Origin of the sequence: Streptomyces hokutonensis (assembly GCF_042751305.1) — a bacterium.
Classification (GTDB): domain Bacteria; phylum Actinomycetota; class Actinomycetes; order Streptomycetales; family Streptomycetaceae; genus Streptomyces; species Streptomyces hokutonensis_A.
Genome location: NZ_JBHYWD010000005.1, coordinates 244,462 through 266,377 on the forward strand (window position 1 = coordinate 244,462; position 21,916 = coordinate 266,377).

Below are 21,916 nucleotides of genomic sequence, written 5' to 3' on the forward strand. Positions count from 1 at the left end.
TCGCCCCACCCCCCCACCCACAGCCGCCGGGGGGGCCCCCCCGCGGCCCCGCGGGGCCGGGCGGGGGCACGACTTACGGGGCCCGGGGGGGGGGGGCCGGGGGTGGCGCCCCCCCCCCCCACCAAAAGGGGTGAACGGTCGTAACTTTCCCGTGCGGGTCGCGTTCGCTCGCGCTAAGGGATCACCCGGGGGCGGATCGTTCTACGATCCACACCCAGATCGTTCTACGATCCTCAAGCCGTCGCCAACTCCCGTCGAACCGCCCTCCGCTGGGCCGCCACCTCCGGATCGAGGGCCGGTACGGCGGCCAACAGCTGCTTCGTGTACGGGTCCTGCGGCGAGTCGTAGACCTCGTCGGCGGGGCCTTGTTCAACGATCCTCCCGCGCCGCATCACCGCGACCCGGTCACTGACCTGACGCACGACGGCGAGGTCGTGGGCCACGAACACGAGGGCGAGGCCGAGTTCGCGCTGGAGTTCGCCGAGCAGGGCGACGACCTGGGCCTGAGTGGTGACGTCGAGCGCGGAGACCGGCTCGTCGCACACGATCACGCGCGGGTCGGCCGCGAGCGCCCGCGCGATGCCCACGCGCTGGCGCTGGCCGCCGCTGAACTCGTGCGGGTAGCGGTCGTAGTGCGCCCCTTCGAGCCCGACGCGCTCCAGCAGTTCCCTGACGCGCCCCCGAATGCGCCCCTCGTCCCGTTCGCCGCGCGCGCGGAGCGGGTCGGCGATCGACTCGCCCACGCTGCGGCGGGGGTTGAGGGAGGAGACGGGGTCCTGGAAGACCATCTGGACGTCGGGGCGTACGCCTCCGCCGGGCTTGATCTCGCCGGCCGTCGGCTTCAGCAGCCCGACCAGCATCCGGCCCAGCGTCGTCTTGCCGCTGCCGCTCTCGCCCACGATGCCGAGGGTCTCGCCCCGGTGGACGGTCAGCGACACGTCGTCCACGGCCGCGAACGCCCGCTTGCCGCGCCCGAATTCGCGCCGCAGGCCCGTGGCCTCCAGGACGACCTCCGCGTCGGCGGCGGGTGCCTCGGAGGGCGCGCGCGGCACGTCCACGCGCGGGACCGCACCCAGCAGGTCCCGGGTGTACGGCTCGGTCGGTGCCCCGAGGACGGTGCCCACCGGTCCGTGCTCGACAGCGCGCCCGTGCCGCATGACCAGGATCTCGTCGACGCTCTCCGCGGCGACACCCACGTCGTGCGTGACGAGCAGCAGCCCCAGGCCGGTCTCCTCGCGGAGCGTGTGCAGCAGGTCGAGGATCTGGGCCTGGACGGTGACGTCGAGCGCGGTCGTGGGCTCGTCGGCGATGAGCAGCTCCGGCTCGCAGGCCAACGCCATGGCGATCAGGGCGCGTTGGCGCATACCGCCGCTGAACTCGTGCGGGCGCGACCGGGACCGTCGCAGTGCGTCCGGAATTCCAACCCGGTCCAGGACCTCGACGGCACGCGCGCGTGCCGCCCGACGCGACACTCGCGCGTGCACCCGGTACACCTCGGCTATCTGGTCGCCGATCGCGTAGTACGGGTCCAGGGACGACAGCGGGTCCTGGAAGACCATCGCGGCTTTGCCGCCCCGCAGCCGCCCCAGGTCCGCGTCGGACGCCTCCTGTACGTCGATGCCGGCCACACGCACCGAGCCGCCCACGTCGGCTCCGGTGCCGCGGTGCAGCCCCAACAGGGCCGAGGCGACCGTGGACTTGCCGGAGCCGGACTCGCCGACCAGACCCAGTGCGGCGCCCTTCTCCAGCCGGAAGGACAGACCGTCGACGGCGCGCAGCGATCCGAACCCGACCGTCAGGTCGGTGACCTCCACCAGGACGTCCACCGAGCCCTCAAGGGAAGCTTCCACCGAACTCATGCGAGCACCACCCGTCGGTCGGCCACCGCGTAGAGCACGTCCGCGACGGCGTTGGCGATGACCACGAAGAAGCCGATGACCAGGACCATGCCGACGACCACGGGGAGGTCGACGACGTTGACGGCGTGGACGAGTTCCTGTCCGATGCCGGGCAGTCCGAAGAGCGTCTCGGTGAGGACGGCGCCGCCGACCGCCGAGCCGACGTTGTTGGCGTTGAGCGCGATGATCGGCGCGAACGCCCCGCGCAGCGCGTGCCGCCCGATGATGGACCGTTCACCGACGCCGTACGCGCGGAAGGTGCGGATGTGGTCCTCGGCGAGGGTCTCCAGCATCGAGGCCCGGGTGAGCCGGGCGAACGTGGCGGCCTCGATGAGGGCGAGCGAGAGCCAGGGCAGCAGCAGGTTCCAGGCCCACTGTTCGGGGTCGTCGGTGAGAGCGACGTACTGCGGGAACGGCAGCAGTTGGAGCTGCCCGCAGACGACGATCATCAGGACCAGGCCGATCACGAACACCGGGGTGGCGACGCCCGCGAGGGTGATGCCGGTCAGCAGGCGCTCGGTGAGCCGGCCGCGCCGCCACGCGGACAGGACGCCGGTGCCGACGCCGAGGATCAGCCACAGCACCATCGCGCCGAAGACGAGGGACAGGCTGACCGGCAGCTTGGTCAGGATCAGCTGGGTGACCTGCTGGTCGCCCTGGTACGACAGGCCGAGGCAGGGTGCCGAGCAGTGCTCCACGGAGGTGCCCGTGGAGTAGTCCTGACCGACGAGGATGCCCTGGAGGAAGTGCCAGTAGCGGAGGTACAGCGGGTCGTCGAGCCGCAACTGCTGGGCGACCTGGTGCACTTGTTCCGGAGAGCAGCGCGGGCCGCAGGTGATCTGGGCGACGTTCCCGGGGGTGACGAAGAAGACGACGTAGACGATCACCGAGATCGCGAGCAGGGTGATCACGGTGCCGATACCGCGACGCAGGAGGAATCCTCCGAAGCCGCTCATGACGTGGCCTCCTTGGAACCAGGGCTCTTCGTAGTCGCAGCCTTGCCGCTGACACCCTCGGCGCTCGCGTCCTTGGTGCCGGCGTCCGCCTTGGCCTCGCGCCTGCGGCCGGTGCCGATGCTCAGGCGGGAGGCAGCGCGCGGGTCGAGGGCCGTGCGGATGCCGTCGCCCAGGACCGTCAGGGACAGCACGGTGACGAACAACGCGCCGGCGGGCAGCAGGAGGTACTGCGGTGCCGCCTGGTACCAGACGTCGGCGGCGGTGAGCATCTGCCCCCAGGAGGGCGTCGGGGGCTTCACGCCGACGCCGAGGAAGGACAGCGCGGCCTCGACGGTGATGTTCATCGGGACGAGGAGCGCGGCGTACGTGATGACGGGCGCGGCGAGTCCCGGGAGCAGTTCGCGGCGGGCGATGCGCCAGGTGCCCCAGCCGCTGAGCCGGGCGGCGGACACGTAGTCGAGTTGCTTCAGGGTGAGCGTCTGGGCGCGCACGATCTTCGCGGTGTTGCCCCAGGCGATCAGGCCGATGACGAGGGCGACCAGCAGGGGCCGCGGAAAGCTGCTGGGCACGATCGCCAGCAGTGCCAACGACATGATCATCAACGGCATCGCGATGATGATCTCGGTCAACCTGCTCAACAGTTGATCAACCCATTGACTGCCGAGTGCGGCGGCGACACCGACCACGACACCGATGGTGACCTGTACGACGGTCGCCCCCAGGGCGACACCGAGCGAGACCCGGGCCCCGTAGACGAGACGGGCGAACAGGTCGCGGCCGGTCTGCGGTTCGACGCCGAGCCAGTGGTCGGCGGTGATGCCCCCGAAGGAGCCGGTCGGGACGCCTCCGCGCGCGGAGTCGATGAGCGACGGGTGGTAGGTGAAGGGGTCCTGGCCCTCGATCGCGGTGAGCAGGGGCGCGGCGAGCGCGACCAGGACGAGCAGGGCGACGACGGCCGCCGCGACGAGGGCGGCGCGCGGCGCGCGCAGCCGCCGCCAGAACTGACGGGCCCCCGAGGCCGCCGGGACGGTTACGTCCGTCCCGGCGGCCTGGGAGGCGACAAGTGCCTCGCTCATGGGGTTACTTGACCGCGACCTGGGAGATGTCCAGGACGCCGGTCCAGTCGCTGATCACGACGTTCTTGATGTCCTTGCCGACGAGTCGCTTGTAGACGGGGTGGAACAGCGGCACAGTCAGGGCCTGCTCGCCGATCTTCTTGTCCAGTGCGCCCCACCTCTTGGCGGCCTCGTCAAGATTCGTCAACTTGTTGATCGAGTCAATCTCGGCATTGACCGACTTGTCATTGAGCAGGCCGGTGTTGAAGTTCGCGCCGTCCTTGACGATCTGGCGGCCGTCGAAGATCGGGGCGAGGAAGGGACCGCCGGAGGGCCAGTCGGCACCCCAGTGGGCGAGGAAGAAGCCCGGCTCGGTCTTGACGCTGTGGATCTTGTCCTTGTAGTCGTTGATCTCCAGGCCCTGGAGCTTGACGGTGATGCCGGCCTTCTTGAGCGCGTCCTGGATCGCGGTCGCGATCTCCGGGCTGGTCTCGAAGTCCTTGTCGTTGGAGTGCGTCAGGGTGACGGTGATCCCCTTCGGGTAACCGGCCTCCTTCAGCAGTTCCTTGGCCTTCGCCGCGTTGCCGGACGCGCCCGCCGGGAAGAGGTCGTAGGGGTCGTACCCGAAGGACTTCTGGTTCGGCAGGAAGGTGGTCGCGGCCTCGGCGAGCGACGAACCGCCCGCCGCGTTGACCACGGACGACCGGTCGACGGCGTACGAGATCGCCTGGCGCACCTTGACGTTGTTGAACGGCGCGACGGTCGGGTTGAACGCGATGTAGTTCGTGTAACCGAAGTGCCCGGTGCCGACGCGCGCCGCGAGTTCCTTGTCGCCGGTGACCTTGGCGAGCTCGGCCGGACCCAGGTTGGTGTCGGTCGTGACGGCGGCGGCGTCCGCACCCTGGGACGACGACAGCCGCTGGTTGATCACGGACGAGTCGAGCCCCGACTTGACGTCGATCTTGTCCGGGTAGGCCTTGCGCTCGGCGTCAGTGGCCGTGGACCAGTACTTGTTGCGCTCCAGGACCAGCGTCTCACCGTCGTTCTGGTTCCTGACGACCTTGTACGGCCCCGAGGAGATCGGGTGCTGCTCGTACTTGGTGCCCGTGTCCTTGCCCTGCGGGACGGGCGTGAACTGCGTCTGCGTGGCGAGGTAGGGGAACTCGCCCTCGGGCTTGTTCAGGTGGAAGACGATCGTCCGGCTGTCCGGAGTCTCGATCGCGCTGAGCCCCTTCTTGTCCTTGTACGGCCCCTGGTAGTCGGCCGCGCCGACCAGCCAGTCCCGCAAGTAGGGCGCGCCGCCGGAGAGTTCGGGGGCGAAGGAGCGCTCGATGCCGTACTTGATGTCGGCCGAGGTGATCGCGGTGCCGTCCTCGTACTTGAGGCCCTTCTTCAGGGTGTACGTCCAGACGGTCGCGTCCTTGTTGGGGCGCCCGGTGTCGGTGGCGAGGTCCGGGACGACCTTGGCGCCGGCCGCGCCGCTCTCACGGTTGCGGGTGGTGAGCGTACGGAAGACGAGGGAGGGGACGTTGCCGCCGCCGGAGGTGTACAGGCGCGCCGGGTCGAAGTCCTCCTGGGGGTTGGAGTTCAGGACCGTGAGCGTGCCGCCCTTGTGCGGCGTGGAGTCGCCGCTCGAGCCCTTGGCATCGTTGTCCTTGGGCCCGCAGGCGGCGGCGCCCGCTGCCACGGCCAGGCTGACGGATGCCACGGCCACGCGCCGGGCTATGACGGACGGTTGACGCATCGGAATGACGACCTCTCGGGGGGATGCTCGGGAATTCTCATGGGGTTTCCCGAATGGCGAGACGGATGGACAAGGGGTGAGACGGAAATGAACAGACGTCTGCCCCGGCGTCAGGTCGTCGGAAATGCCCTGCCGGGGTCAGCGGCAAGGGCGAGGTGGTGCGGGTCGCGACACGAACGCCAGGGGGCGGTGTTCAGCGACAGAGAATGTCGGCCACGCAGAGCGGGGTCACACCGATGAGCGCCAGCTCGATGGCGGCGCGCTTCACGACATGACTAGACCACATGCCCAAAAATATGAAGGATGCTGCGGCTCGTGTCAATGTGACATAAGCGTCGCCTGTCAACTGCCCGGGTACGGCCAGGGGTTCGCCAGACAGTGGATCCCGTCGTGGTCGAGGAACTTGGTCTGCTGCTGCATGACCGGCGCCAACTCGCCGTCCTTGTCGCAGGTGACGTGCCCGTAGCCGAGACGATGACCGACTTCATGGTTGATCAACATCTGTCGATACGCGTACATCTTGTCCCCATATGTTGACGACCCCTGGGCCCATCGGTACGCATTGATCAATACACGTTCGGTGGCCGCCGAGTCGCACGACACATTGTCCTCGGTGGTGTCGAGGCCGGACTTGGCGCACCACTTGGCGGTGGTACCAGGGCTCGCGAGAGTGATCACGAAGTCCGGTTTGCCGGAGTAGATGCGCTCGAAAGTACGCGCCCCGTTGTGCGCCCAGCTCCGGTTGTCGTTGAGCGTCTTCTGCACGGCCTCCGCGAAGAGCGTGCCGTCGAGGCCGAGCCCCTGCTCCACGTCCACGCGGTACGTGTACTTGCGCCCCTTGCCGGGCGCCTTGTCGACACCGGGCACCGCGTCGAACTTGTCCGGCCCCTTGAGCGTGGCACTGAGGGGATACTTCTCGTCCATCTTCTGGGCATAGGTCAGGGTCGCCACCCGCGGCGAGGCGGACGCGCCGGCCTGCGCCGAGGCGGCACCGGCACCCCGGGCGTCCCGGGCCTGATCGGTGGCCGCCTCCGACCGCACACCGCTCTTGCCACCGTCTCCGGCGACCTGTCCGGCGACGACGACGGCCAGCACGGTGGTGACGGCCGCGGCGGCGATGCCGGTGTAGGCACGCCCCTTCCCACCCTTGGCGGGACCGGTACCGACGCCGGACCGGCCACGGCCACCGGGCGGCACGCCGGCAGCACCGTCGACGTCGCCCTCGGCGCCGGCGTCGCTCTCGGACGTCCAGTCGGTGACGGCGGCGTACGGGTCGGAACGGTGCGCGGCGACACCGGCTCGCGGTGCGAAGACGTCACCGTCCTCGTCGAAGGCGTCGACGTAGTCCTGCCGGGGACCACGACCGCGCTGCCCGCCTCGCTGAGCCCCGGCCTGCGGCGCCTGCCGCTGCCGGGGAATGGGAAGCACAGGACCCGCCCCGGGCGGTACGGGTCCGCCGGCGACCGGAGCTCGAGGCACCCCGGCTCGCCCGCCCTGCCCCCTCAACTCGCCCCAACCACCGCCGGATTCGGTCTGCTCGGGGTGTCCGGCACGAGCCTGCGGGACACCGCGCGCGGGAGTGCCGTCGGGGAGGCGGGGGGTGCCGTGCGCAGGGGTGCCGTCGGGAAGCCTCGGAAAGCCGTGGGCAGGAGTGCCGTCAGGAAGCCTGAAACCGGGCGCCGGGGTCCCGTCCCCGAAACGCGGCGCACCCTGCCGACCCACCCCGGGCCGAGGCCGCCCCTGAGCCGCCCAACCGCCTCTGCCGGTACCGGCGTTGGCATTGACGTCGGCACCGGCCCCCGTGCCTATGCCTCCGTCCGCGGAGTCACCCTTGGAGTTGGATTTACGGCGACTATGGCGTCCCACGTCGCCTCCTCAACTCCCCGTGTTCGTATCGTCGCCCTTGCCATCACCCGCGGCTGCTGCGCCGCTCTCACTCACCGTACTCACCGAACCGCCGTCACGGACCCCCCGCGCACCACTCCGGCCCCCTCGGCCACCGCGTCCCACGGCTTCCGCGTCAACCGTCCGACGTCCCGTCACCGCGCCCTCAGCAGTGCCGGCACCGGTACGGGCACCGGTACCAATGTCCTTCCTCAACTCCCCCGCGTCCGCGAGCAGTTCACGAAACGCCGTGGCCACGATCTCCGGGTACTCCATCATCGCGACATGCCCGGCGTCCGGCAGGGACAGCAGTCGGGAGTCGCGGAAGGCGCGGGCGGCCCGGTGGGCCATGCGGTAGCCGACCAGCTGGTCGCGGCGGCCGTAGACGAGGAGGGTCGGGGCGAGGACGCGCTCGGCCTGGCGCCAGAGGCCGTGCTGGCCGCCCAGGGTGTACGCGTTCACGACGCCCCGGGAGGAACGGGCCATCACGTCCCAGAAGTACGGCAGTTGGAGCCGCCGTTCCAGTTCCTCGACGGCGTGGCGGAACTCCTCGGGCGTCACCTGCCTGGGATCGCCGTAGCAGAGGGCCATGACGCCGCGGACGCGCTGTTCGGCTGTCCATTCCCTGCTGACGCGGGTGAACAGGGAGGCCACGCCCGGTACGCCGAGCAGTGCCGTCGGGACGGCCGTGCGCTGGACGCGGAGTTCCGGGAGGGCCGGGGAGACCAGGGTGAGCGTGCGGACGAGGTCCGGGCGTACCGCGGCCACGCGGGTGGCGATCGCGCCGCCCAGGGAGTTGCCGACGAGGTGCACCGGGCCGCGTCCGGCCGCGTCGAGGTAGCGGATGACCGCGCGCGCGTGCCCCGTGACGGAGTAGTCGCCGTCGTCCGGTGGCGGGGAGTCGCCGAAGCCCGGCAGGTCGAGGGCCTCGCTGTCGACCACGCCGTCGAGCCGGGCCATGAGCTGCGACCAGTTCTGCGAGGAACCGCCGAGCCCGTGGACGTACAGCGCGGGCGGGAGTCCTTCGCGTACCGGTGGTCTCGACCGCACCGTGAGAGTGATTCCCGGCAGCCGGACCGACCTGAGCCGCTCGCCGTCGCCGACTCTGACGGGCGCCACTTTCGGGAGCACGGCGGCGACCGACACGGAGGGCAGCTCTGTCGAAGACATGCGGCAATGTTACGAGACGATCACGCTGTGGTTCATGTGTTCGCCGTCACAGACGGCGAACGGGCCGGAAGCGGACGACGACGGACCGTCGACGGGCAGGCAACGAGCCGGACAACCGCGCGGCTGCCCCGCCCATCGCATGGCGTCCGGATCGCGTGTCTCCTAGGCTCGTAAACAGGGCACCCGTATGTGGCCCCCTGCTTCGTCAGGGACGTACTAGGAAGGGAGCCCCCCATGGCCGTCGATCCCACCGATCCCGAGACCTTCGAGGACGAGAGCGGCGCCGCCGAACTCGGCGTCGAGGCTCCGGAGGACGACGCCGCCGAGCAGTTGGCCGAGGTGACGGCGGGCCGCGAGGACCCGCTGACCGAGGTGGACCCGGACTCCGCGAACGAGGCCGACGTCATCGAACAGGCCCGGGTCGTCTCCCTCGACGAGGACGACTACCGCTGACCGCCCCACGGTCACCACCGTCCCCCGCCTCCCCCGGGAGCGCGCACCGAACCGCGCCCCCATGCCCGCTCCATCCCCTTTCAAAACACTTTGCGCGACTTCCGTCACCGTCCGGTCCGTGAAATTCTGCGCTCGCAGCGCGCACACCAGGGTTACCGAAAAGTACGATGGCCGCGCGGCGCTCACCGCATGAGGACGACATTGGGAGGCGGCGTGACAGCCATCGAGCAGACAGAGGCGGCACGCCCGCGGGGCACCCGCCTGCCGCGCCGTGCCCGACGGAACCAGCTGCTGGGCGCCGCCCAGGAGGTCTTCGTCGCGCAGGGGTACCACGCGGCCGCGATGGACGACATCGCCGAGCGCGCCGGCGTCAGCAAGCCGGTGCTCTACCAGCACTTCCCCGGCAAGCTCGACCTCTACCTGGCCCTCCTCGACCAGCACTGCGAGTCGCTGATCCAGGCGGTGCGGACCGCGCTCGCGTCGACGTCCGACAACAAGCAGCGTGTCCGGGCCACGATGGACGCGTACTTCGCCTACGTCGAGGACGACGGCGGCGCCTTCCGGCTGGTCTTCGAGTCGGACCTGACGAACGAGCCCGCCGTGCGCGAGCGCGTCGACAAGGTGACACACGAGTGCGCCGTGGCGATCTGCGACGTCATCGCCGAGGACACCGGTCTCTCGCGGGCCGAGTCGATGCTCCTGGCCTCCGGTCTCGGCGGTCTCGCCCAGGTCGTCGCCCGCTCCTGGCTGCACAGCGACCGCAGCGTCCCGCGCGACCAGGCGGTCCAGCTGCTGGCCTCGCTGGCCTGGCGCGGCATCGCCGGTTTCCCGCTGCACGGGAGCGAACAGCACCACTGACCGGTGGGCTCCCTTTTTGTTCCCGTCCGGTGTTCGCTCCTGGCGTTCCCGGCGCGGAACATCTACGTCCTCTCGCCGGGCTAGTGTGTGCTGGGTACGGCGCGGAAGATCGCGCACTTTGCTGACCGTCGGAGGGACATAGCGTGGAGGTCAAGATCGGCGTGCTGCACACGCCTCGCGAGATCGTTCTGGAGACCGGTCAGAGCGCCGAGGAGGTCGAGCAGGCCGTGGCCGAGGCACTGACCGGGAAGGCTCCGCTGCTGAGCCTCGTGGACGAGCACGGCCGCAAGGTCCTCGTCCCCGCCGACCGGCTCGCCTATGTCGAGCTCGGCGAGGCGGCCCCGCGCAAGGTGGGCTTCGGCGCGCTGTAGCCAAGGACAGACGAGGGGGCCCGGTGACCGGAAAGGCCACCGGGCCCCCTCGCGTTTCCGTCACAGATGGAGCACAAGTCGCCCACAGGGGAGGATTGCATTCCGCAGGTCACGGGTATGACCGGCTGTGACAGCAGTACGCAGGCCGACCGTGGGAGGGACCCCCGTGATGATCCTGGAAGCGCTCGGCTCCGCCGTGCTGGGTCTGCTGCTCGCCTGGGCCGCCGCCCACCGGCTCGCGGACCGTCTTCCGGCCCGCACCCTGGTCTTCTCCACCGGTGTCGCCGGAGCGCTCTTCGGCGACTTCGTCACCCACAGCGCGCTGGGCCCCGGCAGTGGCCTGCCGAGCCTCCTCGGCGCGGCGGTCGTCTCGGCCGCCTCGCTCTCCCTGCTCGTTCGGCCGTCAAGACGACTCCGGGGACGATCCGCACCGGCGTGACTAGGGCCTGTCCGGCGGATCATGCCGGAGACGCGGGGTCCGGCACGCCCTCCCCCACTGCCTCAAAGGCGTGGGGGACCCCCAGTGGCGTTGTCGTCCGTCGCCGACGGCCCCCAGCCTTCGGCCGGGAGGTGCCCCCACCCGCGTCGCCCGCGGCGGAGCCGCTGATGTCAACGTCTCCTCCGCCTTGCAGCTGCACGCGCCAGACCCCGCTCACCCGCGCTCATGAGCCGCCGCCGCCTTCCTCCGACCTGATCCGCCGGACACGACCTAGGCCGCGAGCCCCAGGGCCGCCATCCGCTTGGTGTGCGCCTCGGTGATCCGGGAGAACATCCGGCCCACCTCCGCGAGGTCGAACCCGTCGGCCACGCCGCCCACGAGCATTGTCGACAGCGCGTCCCGGTCGGCGACCACCCGCTGCGACTGCGACAGCGCCTCACCCATCAACCGCCGTGCCCACAGGGCGAGTCGGCCACCCACGCGCGGGTCCGCGTCGATCGCGGCGCGTACCTTTTCCACGGCGAAGCTCGCGTGCCCGGTGTCGTCGAGAACCCCGAGCACGAGCAAGCGGGAGTCCTTGTCGAGGCGGGCCGCGACCTCGCGGTAGAAGTCGCTGGCGATCGAGTCGCCGACGTAGGCCTTGACGAGCCCTTCCAGCCAATCCGAGGGCGCCGTCTGCTTGTGGAAGCCGTCGAGCGCGGCGACGAACGGCTGCATCGCCTCGGTCGGCTCGGCCCCGATCTCCGTGAGCCGGTCCCTGAGCTGCTCGAAGTGGTGGAACTCGGCCGACGCCATCTTCGCCAGCTCCGCCTTGTCCGCGAGCGTCGGCGCCAGCTTGGCGTCCTCCGCGAGCCGCTCGAACGCCGCCAGCTCGCCGTACGCGAGCGCGCCGAGCAGGTCCACGACCGCGTTGCGGTACTGCGGGTCGGCGGCGGCCGTGGCCCAGTCCTGGGCGGCGACTCCGGTGGGTTCGGCGGGTGCGTCGGAGGCATTGTCAGCGGTCGTCATGAAGCGCACAATAGCCCGCTCACCGCACGGCGGAAGTCCCTGGTCAATCACTGTGACGACGACTACGTGACCAAATCGGCCAACGCATGTGCGTGATTCCGGGGTATGGTGGTAATGCGCCCGCCGAGTATTCGCCGGGCCGCACGAATGAGGATGCCCGGTCGGTGGCCCGATCGGCTCCGACCCGACAGCCCTCCTCGCCCGTACGGCACGTTGCGTACGAAGTTCGGAGGGGGACCCTCAGCGGTTCGAGCGCTAGAGCGTCGGCAGTGGTCCCGTGCAGTACGGCTTGCCCTCGCGGGTTGTCCGTAAGGCAGCCGACGTCCCCGGCACGGTCCTGACACGACCCCCGCGCTCGCCTCGCACCGCGCACACAGAAGAGGCAGCACCCTGACTACTTTCCGAGAGCTCGGAATCCTTCCCGAGACCGCTGAGGCCCTTGAGGCCGTCGGTATCGTCTCCCCCTTCCCGATCCAGGAGATGACGCTCCCCGTAGCCCTTTCCGGCACGGACGTCATCGGCCAGGCCAAGACCGGCACCGGCAAGACGCTGGGCTTCGGTCTCCCGCTCCTGGAGCGCGTCACCGTCCCCGCCGATGTCGAGGCCGGCCGCGCCAAGCCCGAACAGCTGACCGACGCCCCGCAGGCGCTCGTCGTGGTCCCCACCCGCGAGCTGTGCACGCAGGTCACGAACGACCTGCTGACCGCCGGCAAGGTGCGCAACGTACGCGTCCTCGCCATCTACGGCGGCCGGGCCTACGAGCCGCAGGTCGAGGCGCTCCGCAAGGGCGTCGACGTCGTCGTCGGCACCCCGGGCCGACTGCTGGACCTCGCCGGCCAGAAGAAGCTCGACCTGAAGCACATCAGGTCCCTCGTCCTCGACGAGGCCGACGAGATGCTCGACCTGGGCTTCCTGCCCGACGTCGAGAAGATCATCAACTTCCTGCCGGCCCGCCGCCAGACGATGCTGTTCTCGGCGACCATGCCGGGCGCGGTCATCGGTCTCGCCCGCCGCTACATGACGCAGCCCACGCACATCCGCGCCACCTCGCCGGACGACGAGGGCAAGACGGTCGCGAACACCACGCAGTTCGTCTACCGCGCGCACAACATGGACAAGCCCGAGCTCGTCGCCCGCATCCTGCAGGCCGAGGGCCGGGGCCTGGTCATGGTCTTCTGCCGCACCAAGCGCACCGCGGCCGACCTCGCCGACCAGCTCCAGCAGCGCGGCTTCGCCTCCGGTGCGGTCCACGGCGACCTCGGCCAGGGCGCCCGCGAGCAGGCACTGCGCGCGTTCCGCAACGGCAAGGTCGACGTGCTCGTCTGCACCGACGTCGCCGCCCGCGGTATCGACGTCGAGGGCGTCACGCACGTCATCAACTACCAGTCCCCCGAGGACGAGAAGACCTACCTGCACCGCATCGGCCGTACGGGCCGCGCGGGCGCCAAGGGCATCGCGGTCACCCTTGTCGACTGGGACGACATCCCGCGCTGGCAGCTCATCAACAAGGCGCTGGACCTCAAGTTCAACGACCCGCCGGAGACGTACTCCACGTCCCCGCACTTCTTCGAGGAACTGAACATCCCCGCGGGCACCAAGGGTGTCCTGCCCCGCTCGGAGCGCACCCGCGCCGGGCTGGCCGCGGAGGAGGTCGAGGACCTCGGCGAGACCGGTGGTCGCGGCGGCCCGCGTGGCCGTGGCGGTCGCGACGCCGGCCGTGGCGGTCGTGACAGCGGCCGAGGCGGACGTGACACCGGCCGGGACAACCGGAACGAGTCCCGCTCCGCTGCCGCTCCCGTCGACGCCGAGCGCCCGGCGCGCACCCCGCGCCGCCGCCGTCGTACGCGCAACGGCGCCCCGATGGAAGGGACTTCGGCCGCTGCGGCCGTGACGTCCACGCCGGAGGAGACCGCACTGGCCGCCTCCGAGGAGACCGCGACCCGCACTCCGCGCCGCCGTCGCCGCACCCGCACCGGAGCGACGGGAGAGCAGCTGCCGGCCACGGCGGTCGCACCCGAGGCGGCGGAGAACGCCGTGGCTACGGCCGAGGGCCCGGCCCTGGACGCCCCCGCACCCGCGCGCCGCCGCCGTACCCGCAAGTCGGCGGAGCCGGCGACCGAGACGGCCGAGACCGTGGTCGCCGAGACGCCGGTGGCCGAGGCCCCCGTCGCCGAGGAGACCAAGCCGCGCCGCCGGACCCGTAAGGCCGTGGCGGAGACCGTCGCCGTGGCTGCTCCGGAGGCCGCCGCCGTGGACGCCGTCGACACGGCCGAGGCCGTCGAGACCAAGCCGCGTCGCACCCGGACCCGGAAGACCGCGGCTCCGGCCGAGGTCGTCGCCGTGGACGCGGCCGAGGGCACGGAGGCCAAGCCGCGCCGCCGCGCCACGGCCCGCAAGGCCGTCGCCGACATCCCGGCCCAGGTGGCCGAGGAGGCGGAGGTCAAGCCGCGTCGCCGTACGACCCGCAAGGCCGCCGAGGCCCCGGTCGCGGCGGAGCCGACGGTCACGGCGGAGGCCAAGCCCCGTCGGACCCGGAAGGCCGCGGTTGCCACCAAGGCCGCCGAAGCCGTCGTCGACACGGTCGAGGCCGTCGAGACCAAGCCGCGCCGTACCCGCAAGGCCGCCGCCGCGCCGGTGGCCGCCGAGGCGCCGGAAGCCGTGGCCGCCACGGCCGAGGTCAAGCCCCGTCGGACCCGGAAGGCCACCGCCGCCGAAGCCGTCCTGGAGACGGTCGAGGCCGTCGAGGCGAAGCCCCGTCGGACCCGCAAGACGGCCGCCGCGCCGGTGGCCGCCGAGGCATCGGAGGCCGCCGGGGTCAAGCCGCGCCGGACGCGCAAGACGGCTGCCGCCGAGGTCGCCACCGAGGCGGTAGAGGCGGTCGAGACCAAGCCGCGCAGCACCCGGACCCGGAAGACCGCGGCCGTCGCCGACATCCCGGCCCAGGCGGCCGAGGAGGCGGAGGTCAAGCCGCGTCGCCGTACGACCCGCAAGGCCGCCGAGGCCCCGGTCGCCGCGGAGCCGACGGAGGCAGCCGAGGCGAAGCCGAGGGTGCGCCGTCCCCGCAAGGCCGCGGCGGCAGCGACTACGGCGGCGGAGGCCGGCGAGAGCTGACCGGTCCCCGAAGGTCATGACACCGAACGGCCCGGCCCACTCCACGTGGGCCGGGCCGTCGGCGTTCCCCTCCGCTCGCCGCTCCCGCTCCCCCGTTAACCCCGGTTACACCCTCCCGTCCCCATCCCGCCCAGCTCGGCCGGATAACCTCGGGCCATGAGTAGGCCGCCCTCCTTCGTCCCGCCCCCCGGCGCCCGCGCGTACCCGCTGCGAACCGGTCGCGGTGAGTTCGCCGTCGTGGACTCGCCCGTGGCCGACGGCGTCGAGCCCGGGGGGGTCGCCCTGTTGCTGCCGGGATTCACCGGGAGCAAGGAGGACTTCAACCCCCTGCATGTGGCGCTCGGCGCGCGCGGGTTTCGGACGGTCGCCGTGGACGGGCGGGGCCAGTACGAGACGGACGGGCCGCAGGACGACGAATCCGCCTATGCCCAGGGCGAGTTGGCGCGGGACGTGCTCGCGCTGGCCGAGGCGGTCGGCGCGCCGGTGCATCTGCTCGGGCACTCACTCGGCGGGCAGATCGCGCGGGCCGCCGTACTCCTGGACCACACGCCGTTCGTGTCGCTGACGCTCATGGCGTCGGGGCCCGCGCAGATCTCCGCGTCCCAGCAGGAGCGGGTGAAGCTGTTGCGGGACGCGCTGGCCGTGATGTCGATGGCCGAGGTGTGGGACGCGATCCAGGCGATGGAGACGCCGGAGGAGACCGAGACCGGCGGCGCGCTGGACGAGGGGCTCGACGACCGGGAAGACCTGCGGCGCCGTTGGCTGGGCACGAAGCCGGCCCAACTCCTCGCCACGGGACGCCAGTTGTGCGTCGAGCCGGACCGGGTCGCCGAACTGGCCGCCGTCCCGCTGCCGTTCCACGTCCTGTCGGGTTCACGCGACGACACCTGGCCGGTACCGCTCCTCGACGACATGGCCGTACGGCTGAAGGCGCGGCGGACGGTCGTCGCGCGGGCCGAGCACTCGCCGAACACGGACCAGCCGGAGGCGACGGCCAGGGCGATCGCCGACTTCTGGGACACGGCTGTCCGGTAGGCGATCAGTACTGCGTCTGCAGGTGCTCCCAGAAGCCGTCCCGCAGCGACCGCCGCAGGTCGGACTGCCCGCGCAGGGAGTACTGCAGCAGCCCCTCCGCCTCCACCAGCAGGTCCTGGTCGACCGAACCGGGCAGGTACGGATGCCCGGGCAGCAGTTCAACCAGCGCCTCCCGTCCGCGTGCGGCGAGCCACTTCGCGGCGATCTGCGCGCCCACGAAGCGGACGTCGTCGCGGGTGGGCCGGGTGGCGGCGGCCTCGTAGACGGCGGCCGTGCGCCGGGAGACGTACGGCTTGAAGAAGTCGAGGTCGAAGGTGCGCTGGCTGTCGACCTCCCAGAGGAGCGGCTCGGCCTGGTTGCGGCCCTCGGGGGCCTCGATGCCCCACAAGTGGACGCGGGCGCCGTACCCTTGGGCCGCCTCGACCGCCGAGACCAGGTCCTCGTCGCCGCCGATGAGGGCCGCGTCGCTGATGGCGCGGTGCCGGGCGAGGGACTCCAGGTCGGAGCGGATGAGTGAATCGACGCCCTTCTGCTGGTTGTTGGCGTTGAGATTGCCCAACCGCACCTTCACGTCCGGGAGTTCGGCGATGGCCTGCTGCTCGGCGGTGTGGATGCGCCGCCTGGCGCCGTCGTACCAGTACACACGCAGCAGCCGGCTGTCCGCGAAGATCGTGCGGGCCTTGTCGATGAGCGCCTCGATGAGGCCCTCGGTGTCGAGGTCGAAGGTGCGCCGGTCCTCGGTCCCGGAGACGAGCCTGCCCGCGGCTGCATACAAGTACCCGGCGTCGACGAAGATCGCATGCGTCGAGGGCGTCTTCGCCACTTCGGCGAGCATGCGATGCAGCAGCTCGTTCGTGCGGTCGATGCGGGCGCTGAGGGCCGCGAGGTCGTCGTTCATCGCCTCCATTGTCCCGGCGGTCACGCTGCGAACACAACCGGTCCCGGTCAGTCTCGTGCCGATCTCTTACCGGTCAGTAATTAGGCGTTCGAAAAATTTCCTTAGCGTAGGGAATGTTTGTAACACGCATCCCGTTGACTACATCAGTACCCAAGTAGTTCTCCTCAGGAGGATGACCAGACGAAGGGAGAAGCCAATGCGCTTCGAAATCATGCGCCTTGACGAGGTCGACGGCACCACCGTGGACAGCACCGTCGTGGACGCCGCCTCCGTCAATCGGATCGTGCAACAGGCCGCCGCCATAGGACAGCGACTGTGGATCCGCCCCGCCGAGACCAAAGCCTCGTAACACCTACGACATCTGCCCGCGCACCGAAGACGGCTCGCGACCACACTTCAGCACCCCCGTACGGCACCGACGCCGTACGGGGGTTCTGCGTTCCCGGGCTCCCGGGCCTCAGCCCGCCCGGACGACCTGGGTGATCCCGTTGATGATCTGCTGCACGGCGATCGCGGACAGCATCATCCCGGCGAGCCGCGTCACCAGTACCACCCCGCCGTCCTTGATGACCCGGATGATCAGCAGCGAATACCGCATCACCACCCACAACACGGCATGGATGGCGAGGATCGCCGCCCACACCGACACCTGCGTGGCCACGCTGTCGGCCTTCTGCACGGCGAGGATGACGGACACGATCGCACCGGGCCCGGCGAGCAGCGGCATGCCCAGCGGTACGAGGGCGACGTTGACGTCCTTGGTCTGCTTCGGCTCGTCGGTCTTGCCGGTGAGCAGGTCGAGCGCGATCAGCAGGAGCAGCAGCCCGCCGGCGATCATCAGCGCGGGCACGGAGACATGCAGATAGTCGAGGATCTGGTGCCCGAGCAGCCCGAAGACGGTGATGACCCCGCCCGCGACACACACGGCCTGGAAGGCCATCCGCCTCTGCACCTTGGCCGGACGTCCGGCGGTCAGCGCGAGAAAGATCGGGGTGATCCCCGGGGGATCCATGATGACAAAAAGGGTCAGGAAGAGAGAGCCGAAGACGGCGACGTCGAACATGGGTGAGCCACGAGCCTTGCAGAAGAGAGGTGAGCGGGGAGGACGCGGGCGGGGTCAGGCTCCGCCGGCTCCCGGCACCGGGAACGCGCCGGTCGCGCGCCGCGTGATCTCGCCGTAGACCTCGGGATCGGTCGTGTACTCACCGAGCTGCACGGACTTGCGGCTGCCGTGGTAGTCGCTGGACCCGGTGACGAGCAGCCCGAGTTCCTTCGCGAGCCCGCGCAGCCGCACCCGTGTCTCGGCGTCGTGGTCCATGTGGTCGACCTCGATGCCGTCGAGCCCGGCCGCGGCCATCTCGGCGATGGCGGACTCGGGCACGGTACGCCCGCGCTTGCTGGCCCCCGGGTGCGCGAACACGGTCACGCCCCCCGCGCCCTTGACCAGCCGGATCGCCTCGAACGGATCGGTCTCGTGCTTCGCCACATGGGCCCGGCCGCCGTCGCCCAGCCAGTCCGCGGTGAAGGCGTCGTTCACGGTCGGTACGACACCCAGCTCGACCAGCGCGGTGGCGACATGCGGCCGCCCGACCGACCCCTCGCCGGCGATCCGCGCGACCTGCTCCCAGGTCACCGGCACACCCAGCCCCTGGAGCCGCTCCACCATGGCCCGGGCCCGCGGCACCCGGTCGTCCCGCACCAGCTCCCGCTCGGCGAGCAGCGCCGGCTCCTCGGGATCGAAGAGATAGGCCAGCATGTGCATCGAGATCCCGTCGACCCGACAGGACATCTCGGCCCCGGTGACCAGCGTGAGCCCGGCAGGCAGCGCGTCGATCGCCTCGCCGTACCCACGGCTGGTGTCGTGATCGGTCAGCCCGACGACGTCCAGCCCGGCAGCGGCGGCATTCCGCACCAGCTCAGCGGGCGAGTCCGTACCGTCGGAGGCCGTGGAGTGGGTGTGCAGGTCAATACGCACGACGAGACTCCAGGCGCTGGCAGGACGGGACCACACAAGGGTAACGGCATCCCCGGGACCTCTATGAACACAGCTGAGGCGCACTCACCTCAGGGGCGGGGAACTGCGCCACAAGCCCCCACTCACCCGCACCGACCAACAAACCGAACCACTACGGCTCCAACAACCGCGGCGACAAAGCGCCACACGGCACCAAGTCCACCTCCGCCCCCGCATCCCGCAAATCCGTAAGCACCAACTCGTCGTACATCAACAACCCCGACTGCTCCGGCCAGACAACCGCCCACAGCCACAACCCCAACGCCTCACCGGCGAAAACGGCCCGATCATCCGGCGCCGTAGCCACATGCCACAACGGCGTAGGCCGCCCGGCCGCGAGCAGCTTCGCCTGCGGCGGCTTCTCGACGCTCATGTACGGCCCCGGATCCGGCCCGTCGATCCCGGCGTACCGCGCCCCGAGCCCGACACCGAGCTCCTCCGCGACAAGGATCAGCTCACCCATCCCACCGAGCGGCCCGGGGCCCGAGCACGCGACAGCCGTCGCGCGACCCCCGCTCCGGTCGTCCCCCGCGCACGCCACGCCCGTGAACAGCCAGCCGACCGGCAGCGGCCACGGCATCCACACGGGTACCTGCGTGCGGTGCACGACGACGCTGAGGGCCTCGACGCTGGGCGGGATCACGGGCTGCACCGGATGCACCGTGCCGTGGACATCGCACTGCCAGGAATCGGCGAAGAGTCCGGGAGCCCTGACCCGGCCACCACACTTCGGGCAACTGGGTTCGCCCCTCATAGGGCCCCACGGTCCTACCCTCGCACCCGCACGTCAAGGACGATCACCCGTCCGGACGGGGCCACTCACGGAACGAAACTAGATGCATCTTGCATTTATTACCTTGCCTAACTTACTATGTTGCATACACCAACTACTTGGGAGGAAGCATGGACGGGATGGACGACCCCTTCGACGAGGGAGCCGGCGCCGGCAGCCTGCTGCGGCAGCCGAAGGCCGTGTGGGCCACCGCCGGCGCCTCGGTCGTCGCCTTCATGGGCATCGGGCTCGTCGACCCGATCCTGCCGTCGATAGCCAAGGGCCTGGACGCCACCGCCGGTCAGGTCTCCCTGCTCTTCACCTCGTACTTCCTGATCACCGCCATCGCGATGCTGGTGACCGGCTTCGTCTCCAGCCGCATCGGCGGCAAGAAGACCCTGCTGCTCGGCCTCGCCCTGGTCGTGGTCTTCGCCGGCCTCGCCGGCACCTCGGGCTCGGTCGGCGAACTCGTCGGCTTCCGGGCCGGCTGGGGCCTCGGCAACGCGCTGTTCGTCTCGACGGCCCTCGCGGTCATCGTCGGCGCGGCGGCCGGCGGCAGCGCCGCCGCGATCCTGCTCTACGAGTCGGCCCTGGGCCTCGGCATGGCCTGCGGCCCGCTGGTCGGCGCCCTGCTGGGCAACCAGAGCTGGCGCTACCCCTTCTTCGGCACCGCGTTCCTGATGGCGATCGGCTTCCTGTGCATCACGGCGTTCCTGAAGGAACAGCCGAAGCCCGCCCGCAAGACCTCACTGCTGGACCCGCTCAAGGCGCTCGGCCACGGAGGACTCGCCTCCGCCGCGATCTCGTCCTTCTTCTACAACTACACGTTCTTCACCGTGCTGGCCTTCACCCCGTTCGTGCTGAACATGACCCCCTACAAGTCGGGTGCCGTGTTCTTCGCCTGGGGTGTGCTGCTCGCCGTCTTCTCGGTCTTCGTCGCCCCGCGACTGCAGTCCCGCTTCGGCTCGCTCAAGGTGCTCGGCGGCTCACTCGTCCTGCTCGCCGTCGACGTGCTCGTCCTCGGCTACGGCAGCCACACCACCGCCGTCGTCTGCACGATCCTGTCCGGCGCCTTCATCGGCGTGAACAACACCGTCTACACCGAGCTGGCCCTCGGCGTGTCGGACGCGCCGCGCCCGGTGGCGAGCGCGGGCTACAACTTCGTCCGCTGGTTCGCCGCGGCCGCCGCGCCGTTCTTCGCACCGAAGATCGAGGGCTGGAGCAACATCCACATCCCGTTCGTGGTCGCGGCGGTCACCGCGGCGCTGGGCGCGCTGGTGGTCGTCGTACGACGGAACGCGCTCACACACGAGGCGGAGGAGTTGGAGCCGAGGCACGCGACCGAGGACGGTGTCGCGGTGTTCGCCAACTGACGGATTCCGGCCGGGCGTTGGTGAGATCGGTCACTCGGCCGGTCACTCCAGCGGGACGGACCTGCGGGACGGATCCCGGAGGTCCGTCCCGTTCGTCAGCCAGCGCTCCTGGAGGGCCTGGGCGCCGTGGACGCGTTTCCAGGCGGCCTCGTTCGGTGTCATCGGGAGCAGGGGAAGGAAGCGGACCGGGTCGAGGGGCGCGTCGAGGTCCAGGTCCTCGACCAGGCCGCCCGGTTCGGCGACCAGTACCGAGGTGAAGGGGGCGCCGGGCCACAGCGGCTCGCCCACGTCCAGCGAGGCGCCGGGAGCCACTACCACGCCCTCCACCTGCGGGGACGCGGCGAGCACGGCGAGCGGGCGGAGCACCTTGTCGGTGTCGGCGAGGCCGCCGCGTACCGACAGGACCAGCTCGGCGCGGGGGCCCGCGACCGGGTCGGCGTGCATCGCCGTGGGGTCGCTCATGGGCTGTGCGGACATGCCGAGCGTGGCGTAGCGGACGATGCCGCCCTCCTGGCCGGTGTCCTGGAAACGCAGTACCTCGACGCGGTCCGTGCCCAGGAAGGTGACCGCCGCGCGCGCGTCCGGTTCGCCCAGCGCGGTGCGCAACCGTGCCTCGACCAGAGCAAGAACATCAACCATGCGGGGAGCATAGAACTCGTCAGTACCGGGCAAAGCAGCGCCTTGACACTTCGGCCTGCTGATAGTCTGGGCCGGTCGTTCGGGCAGCACGCAGAAGCGTCGCGTTCAAGTCCGACGCCGTTGAGACTCCCCTACGGGGGACCGGCCGGAGGAGGTGGGGCTGCAATGGACCGAAGTCGACCTGGCAGTACCACCCGCTCTTCCGGCCGCTGATGTCGTCGCTCTGGCTCTAGCCCCT

21 protein-coding genes are annotated in these 21,916 nt (G+C 70.6%); 8 read left to right on the forward strand and 13 right to left on the reverse strand.

The features are described from left to right. Nucleotides 1–233: 233 nt before the first annotated feature. The 7 genes from ACFXC1_RS16005 to ACFXC1_RS16035 form a co-directional block, all read right to left on the reverse strand. Nucleotides 234–1,859 (reverse strand): dipeptide ABC transporter ATP-binding protein, encoded by a 1,626-nt coding sequence (locus ACFXC1_RS16005; RefSeq protein ID WP_381243047.1) that lies wholly within the window; start codon nucleotides 1,857–1,859, stop codon nucleotides 234–236. Then, nucleotides 1,856–2,854, reverse strand: coding sequence for an ABC transporter permease (locus ACFXC1_RS16010; RefSeq protein WP_381243049.1), 999 nt, complete (start codon nucleotides 2,852–2,854; stop codon nucleotides 1,856–1,858). The genes ACFXC1_RS16005 and ACFXC1_RS16010 overlap by 4 nt, the downstream gene beginning before the upstream one ends. Continuing rightward, entirely contained in the window at nucleotides 2,851–3,930 is a 1,080-nt protein-coding gene (locus ACFXC1_RS16015; protein WP_381243051.1) for an ABC transporter permease, read from the reverse strand. The genes ACFXC1_RS16010 and ACFXC1_RS16015 overlap by 4 nt, the downstream gene beginning before the upstream one ends. Before the next feature lie 4 nt (nucleotides 3,931–3,934). Continuing rightward, the gene (locus ACFXC1_RS16020; protein ID WP_381243053.1) at nucleotides 3,935–5,653 is read right to left on the reverse strand and encodes an ABC transporter substrate-binding protein; all 1,719 of its coding nucleotides are present in this window, start codon (nucleotides 5,651–5,653) and stop codon (nucleotides 3,935–3,937) included. Nucleotides 5,654–5,846: 193 nt separating this feature from the next. Further along, nucleotides 5,847–5,939 carry an Ms4533A family Cys-rich leader peptide gene (locus ACFXC1_RS16025; protein ID WP_381243055.1) on the reverse strand — a complete coding sequence of 31 codons (93 nt, stop codon included), beginning with the start codon at nucleotides 5,937–5,939 and terminating at the stop codon, nucleotides 5,847–5,849. Nucleotides 5,940–5,995: 56 nt separating this feature from the next. Beyond that, nucleotides 5,996–7,519, reverse strand: a complete 1,524-nt coding sequence (locus tag ACFXC1_RS16030; RefSeq protein WP_381243057.1) for a DUF3152 domain-containing protein — start codon at nucleotides 7,517–7,519, stop codon at nucleotides 5,996–5,998. Nucleotides 7,520–7,528: 9 nt separating this feature from the next. After that, entirely contained in the window at nucleotides 7,529–8,707 is a 1,179-nt protein-coding gene (locus tag ACFXC1_RS16035; RefSeq protein ID WP_381243059.1) for an alpha/beta fold hydrolase, read from the reverse strand. 234 nt (nucleotides 8,708–8,941) lie between these two features. Here ACFXC1_RS16035 and ACFXC1_RS16040 point away from each other — a divergent pair, with 234 nt between their 5' ends. The 4 genes from ACFXC1_RS16040 (at nucleotide 8,942) to ACFXC1_RS16055 (ending at nucleotide 10,828) form a co-directional block, all read left to right on the forward strand. Beyond that, entirely contained in the window at nucleotides 8,942–9,160 is a 219-nt protein-coding gene (locus ACFXC1_RS16040; protein WP_381243060.1) for a hypothetical protein, read from the forward strand. Nucleotides 9,161–9,373: 213 nt separating this feature from the next. After that, a complete protein-coding gene (locus ACFXC1_RS16045) occupies nucleotides 9,374–10,018 on the forward strand; it encodes a TetR/AcrR family transcriptional regulator (protein WP_093629014.1) in 645 nt (214 codons plus the stop codon). Nucleotides 10,019–10,161: 143 nt separating this feature from the next. Continuing rightward, nucleotides 10,162–10,389, forward strand: a complete 228-nt coding sequence (locus ACFXC1_RS16050; protein WP_019072095.1) for a DUF3107 domain-containing protein — start codon at nucleotides 10,162–10,164, stop codon at nucleotides 10,387–10,389. A 169-nt stretch (nucleotides 10,390–10,558) separates the two neighbouring features. After that, nucleotides 10,559–10,828 (forward strand): hypothetical protein, encoded by a 270-nt coding sequence (locus ACFXC1_RS16055; protein ID WP_381243063.1) that lies wholly within the window; start codon nucleotides 10,559–10,561, stop codon nucleotides 10,826–10,828. 270 nt (nucleotides 10,829–11,098) lie between these two features. On the opposite strand, the gene ACFXC1_RS16060 is transcribed toward ACFXC1_RS16055, so the two are convergent. Next, nucleotides 11,099–11,836 carry a ferritin-like fold-containing protein gene (locus tag ACFXC1_RS16060; RefSeq protein WP_317886817.1) on the reverse strand — a complete coding sequence of 246 codons (738 nt, stop codon included), beginning with the start codon at nucleotides 11,834–11,836 and terminating at the stop codon, nucleotides 11,099–11,101. 480 nt (nucleotides 11,837–12,316) lie between these two features. Here ACFXC1_RS16060 and ACFXC1_RS16065 point away from each other — a divergent pair, with 480 nt between their 5' ends. Together ACFXC1_RS16065 and ACFXC1_RS16070 are read left to right on the forward strand one after the other, a co-directional pair. Further along, complete coding sequence (locus ACFXC1_RS16065) at nucleotides 12,317–14,947, forward strand: DEAD/DEAH box helicase (protein WP_381243065.1); 2,631 nt, start codon at nucleotides 12,317–12,319, stop codon at nucleotides 14,945–14,947. 156 nt (nucleotides 14,948–15,103) lie between these two features. Further along, the gene (locus tag ACFXC1_RS16070) at nucleotides 15,104–15,982 is read left to right on the forward strand and encodes an alpha/beta fold hydrolase (RefSeq protein WP_381243067.1); all 879 of its coding nucleotides are present in this window, start codon (nucleotides 15,104–15,106) and stop codon (nucleotides 15,980–15,982) included. Nucleotides 15,983–15,986: 4 nt separating this feature from the next. Here ACFXC1_RS16070 and ACFXC1_RS16075 read toward each other — a convergent pair whose 3' ends face one another. Further along, nucleotides 15,987–16,880 (reverse strand): NYN domain-containing protein, encoded by an 894-nt coding sequence (locus ACFXC1_RS16075; protein WP_381243069.1) that lies wholly within the window; start codon nucleotides 16,878–16,880, stop codon nucleotides 15,987–15,989. A 196-nt stretch (nucleotides 16,881–17,076) separates the two neighbouring features. On the opposite strand from ACFXC1_RS16075, the gene ACFXC1_RS16080 reads away from it, so the two are divergent. Beyond that, a complete protein-coding gene (locus ACFXC1_RS16080) occupies nucleotides 17,077–17,229 on the forward strand; it encodes a hypothetical protein (protein ID WP_019058373.1) in 153 nt (50 codons plus the stop codon). 108 nt (nucleotides 17,230–17,337) lie between these two features. Here ACFXC1_RS16080 and ACFXC1_RS16085 read toward each other — a convergent pair whose 3' ends face one another. From ACFXC1_RS16085 to ACFXC1_RS16095, 3 genes are all read right to left on the reverse strand, one after another. After that, a complete protein-coding gene (locus ACFXC1_RS16085) occupies nucleotides 17,338–17,943 on the reverse strand; it encodes a MarC family protein (RefSeq protein WP_381243071.1) in 606 nt (201 codons plus the stop codon). A gap of 54 nt (nucleotides 17,944–17,997) precedes the next feature. Continuing rightward, entirely contained in the window at nucleotides 17,998–18,855 is an 858-nt protein-coding gene (locus tag ACFXC1_RS16090) for a PHP domain-containing protein (RefSeq protein ID WP_381243073.1), read from the reverse strand. A 151-nt stretch (nucleotides 18,856–19,006) separates the two neighbouring features. Beyond that, nucleotides 19,007–19,648 carry a DUF6758 family protein gene (locus ACFXC1_RS16095; protein WP_026179063.1) on the reverse strand — a complete coding sequence of 214 codons (642 nt, stop codon included), beginning with the start codon at nucleotides 19,646–19,648 and terminating at the stop codon, nucleotides 19,007–19,009. Between the two features lie 149 nt (nucleotides 19,649–19,797). Here ACFXC1_RS16095 and ACFXC1_RS16100 point away from each other — a divergent pair, with 149 nt between their 5' ends. Continuing rightward, a complete protein-coding gene (locus tag ACFXC1_RS16100; RefSeq protein WP_381243075.1) occupies nucleotides 19,798–21,039 on the forward strand; it encodes an MFS transporter in 1,242 nt (413 codons plus the stop codon). Between the two features lie 42 nt (nucleotides 21,040–21,081). Here ACFXC1_RS16100 and ACFXC1_RS16105 read toward each other — a convergent pair whose 3' ends face one another. Then, nucleotides 21,082–21,678, reverse strand: a complete 597-nt coding sequence (locus ACFXC1_RS16105; RefSeq protein WP_381243076.1) for a suppressor of fused domain protein — start codon at nucleotides 21,676–21,678, stop codon at nucleotides 21,082–21,084. Nucleotides 21,679–21,916 lie beyond the last annotated feature (238 nt).

What these genes read in the sequence shown, in the direction of transcription:
- ACFXC1_RS16005 (WP_381243047.1), bottom strand. Translation starts at nt 1,859, where the DNA reads ATGAGTTCGGTGGAAGCTTCCCTTGAGGGCTCGGTGGACGTCCTGGTG.
- ACFXC1_RS16010 (WP_381243049.1), bottom strand. Translation starts at nt 2,854, where the DNA reads ATGAGCGGCTTCGGAGGATTCCTCCTGCGTCGCGGTATCGGCACCGTG.
- ACFXC1_RS16015 (WP_381243051.1), bottom strand. Translation starts at nt 3,930, where the DNA reads ATGAGCGAGGCACTTGTCGCCTCCCAGGCCGCCGGGACGGACGTAACC.
- ACFXC1_RS16020 (WP_381243053.1), bottom strand. Translation starts at nt 5,653, where the DNA reads ATGCGTCAACCGTCCGTCATAGCCCGGCGCGTGGCCGTGGCATCCGTC.
- ACFXC1_RS16025 (WP_381243055.1), bottom strand. Translation starts at nt 5,939, where the DNA reads ATGTGGTCTAGTCATGTCGTGAAGCGCGCCGCCATCGAGCTGGCGCTC.
- ACFXC1_RS16035 (WP_381243059.1), bottom strand. Translation starts at nt 8,707, where the DNA reads ATGTCTTCGACAGAGCTGCCCTCCGTGTCGGTCGCCGCCGTGCTCCCG.
- ACFXC1_RS16040 (WP_381243060.1), top strand. Translation starts at nt 8,942, where the DNA reads ATGGCCGTCGATCCCACCGATCCCGAGACCTTCGAGGACGAGAGCGGC.
- ACFXC1_RS16055 (WP_381243063.1), top strand. Translation starts at nt 10,559, where the DNA reads ATGATCCTGGAAGCGCTCGGCTCCGCCGTGCTGGGTCTGCTGCTCGCC.
- ACFXC1_RS16060 (WP_317886817.1), bottom strand. Translation starts at nt 11,836, where the DNA reads ATGACGACCGCTGACAATGCCTCCGACGCACCCGCCGAACCCACCGGA.
- ACFXC1_RS16065 (WP_381243065.1), top strand. Translation starts at nt 12,317, where the DNA reads ATGACGCTCCCCGTAGCCCTTTCCGGCACGGACGTCATCGGCCAGGCC.
- ACFXC1_RS16070 (WP_381243067.1), top strand. Translation starts at nt 15,104, where the DNA reads ATGAGTAGGCCGCCCTCCTTCGTCCCGCCCCCCGGCGCCCGCGCGTAC.
- ACFXC1_RS16075 (WP_381243069.1), bottom strand. Translation starts at nt 16,880, where the DNA reads ATGAACGACGACCTCGCGGCCCTCAGCGCCCGCATCGACCGCACGAAC.
- ACFXC1_RS16080 (WP_019058373.1), top strand. Translation starts at nt 17,077, where the DNA reads ATGCGCTTCGAAATCATGCGCCTTGACGAGGTCGACGGCACCACCGTG.
- ACFXC1_RS16085 (WP_381243071.1), bottom strand. Translation starts at nt 17,943, where the DNA reads ATGTTCGACGTCGCCGTCTTCGGCTCTCTCTTCCTGACCCTTTTTGTC.
- ACFXC1_RS16095 (WP_026179063.1), bottom strand. Translation starts at nt 19,648, where the DNA reads ATGAGGGGCGAACCCAGTTGCCCGAAGTGTGGTGGCCGGGTCAGGGCT.
- ACFXC1_RS16100 (WP_381243075.1), top strand. Translation starts at nt 19,798, where the DNA reads ATGGACGGGATGGACGACCCCTTCGACGAGGGAGCCGGCGCCGGCAGC.
- ACFXC1_RS16105 (WP_381243076.1), bottom strand. Translation starts at nt 21,678, where the DNA reads ATGGTTGATGTTCTTGCTCTGGTCGAGGCACGGTTGCGCACCGCGCTG.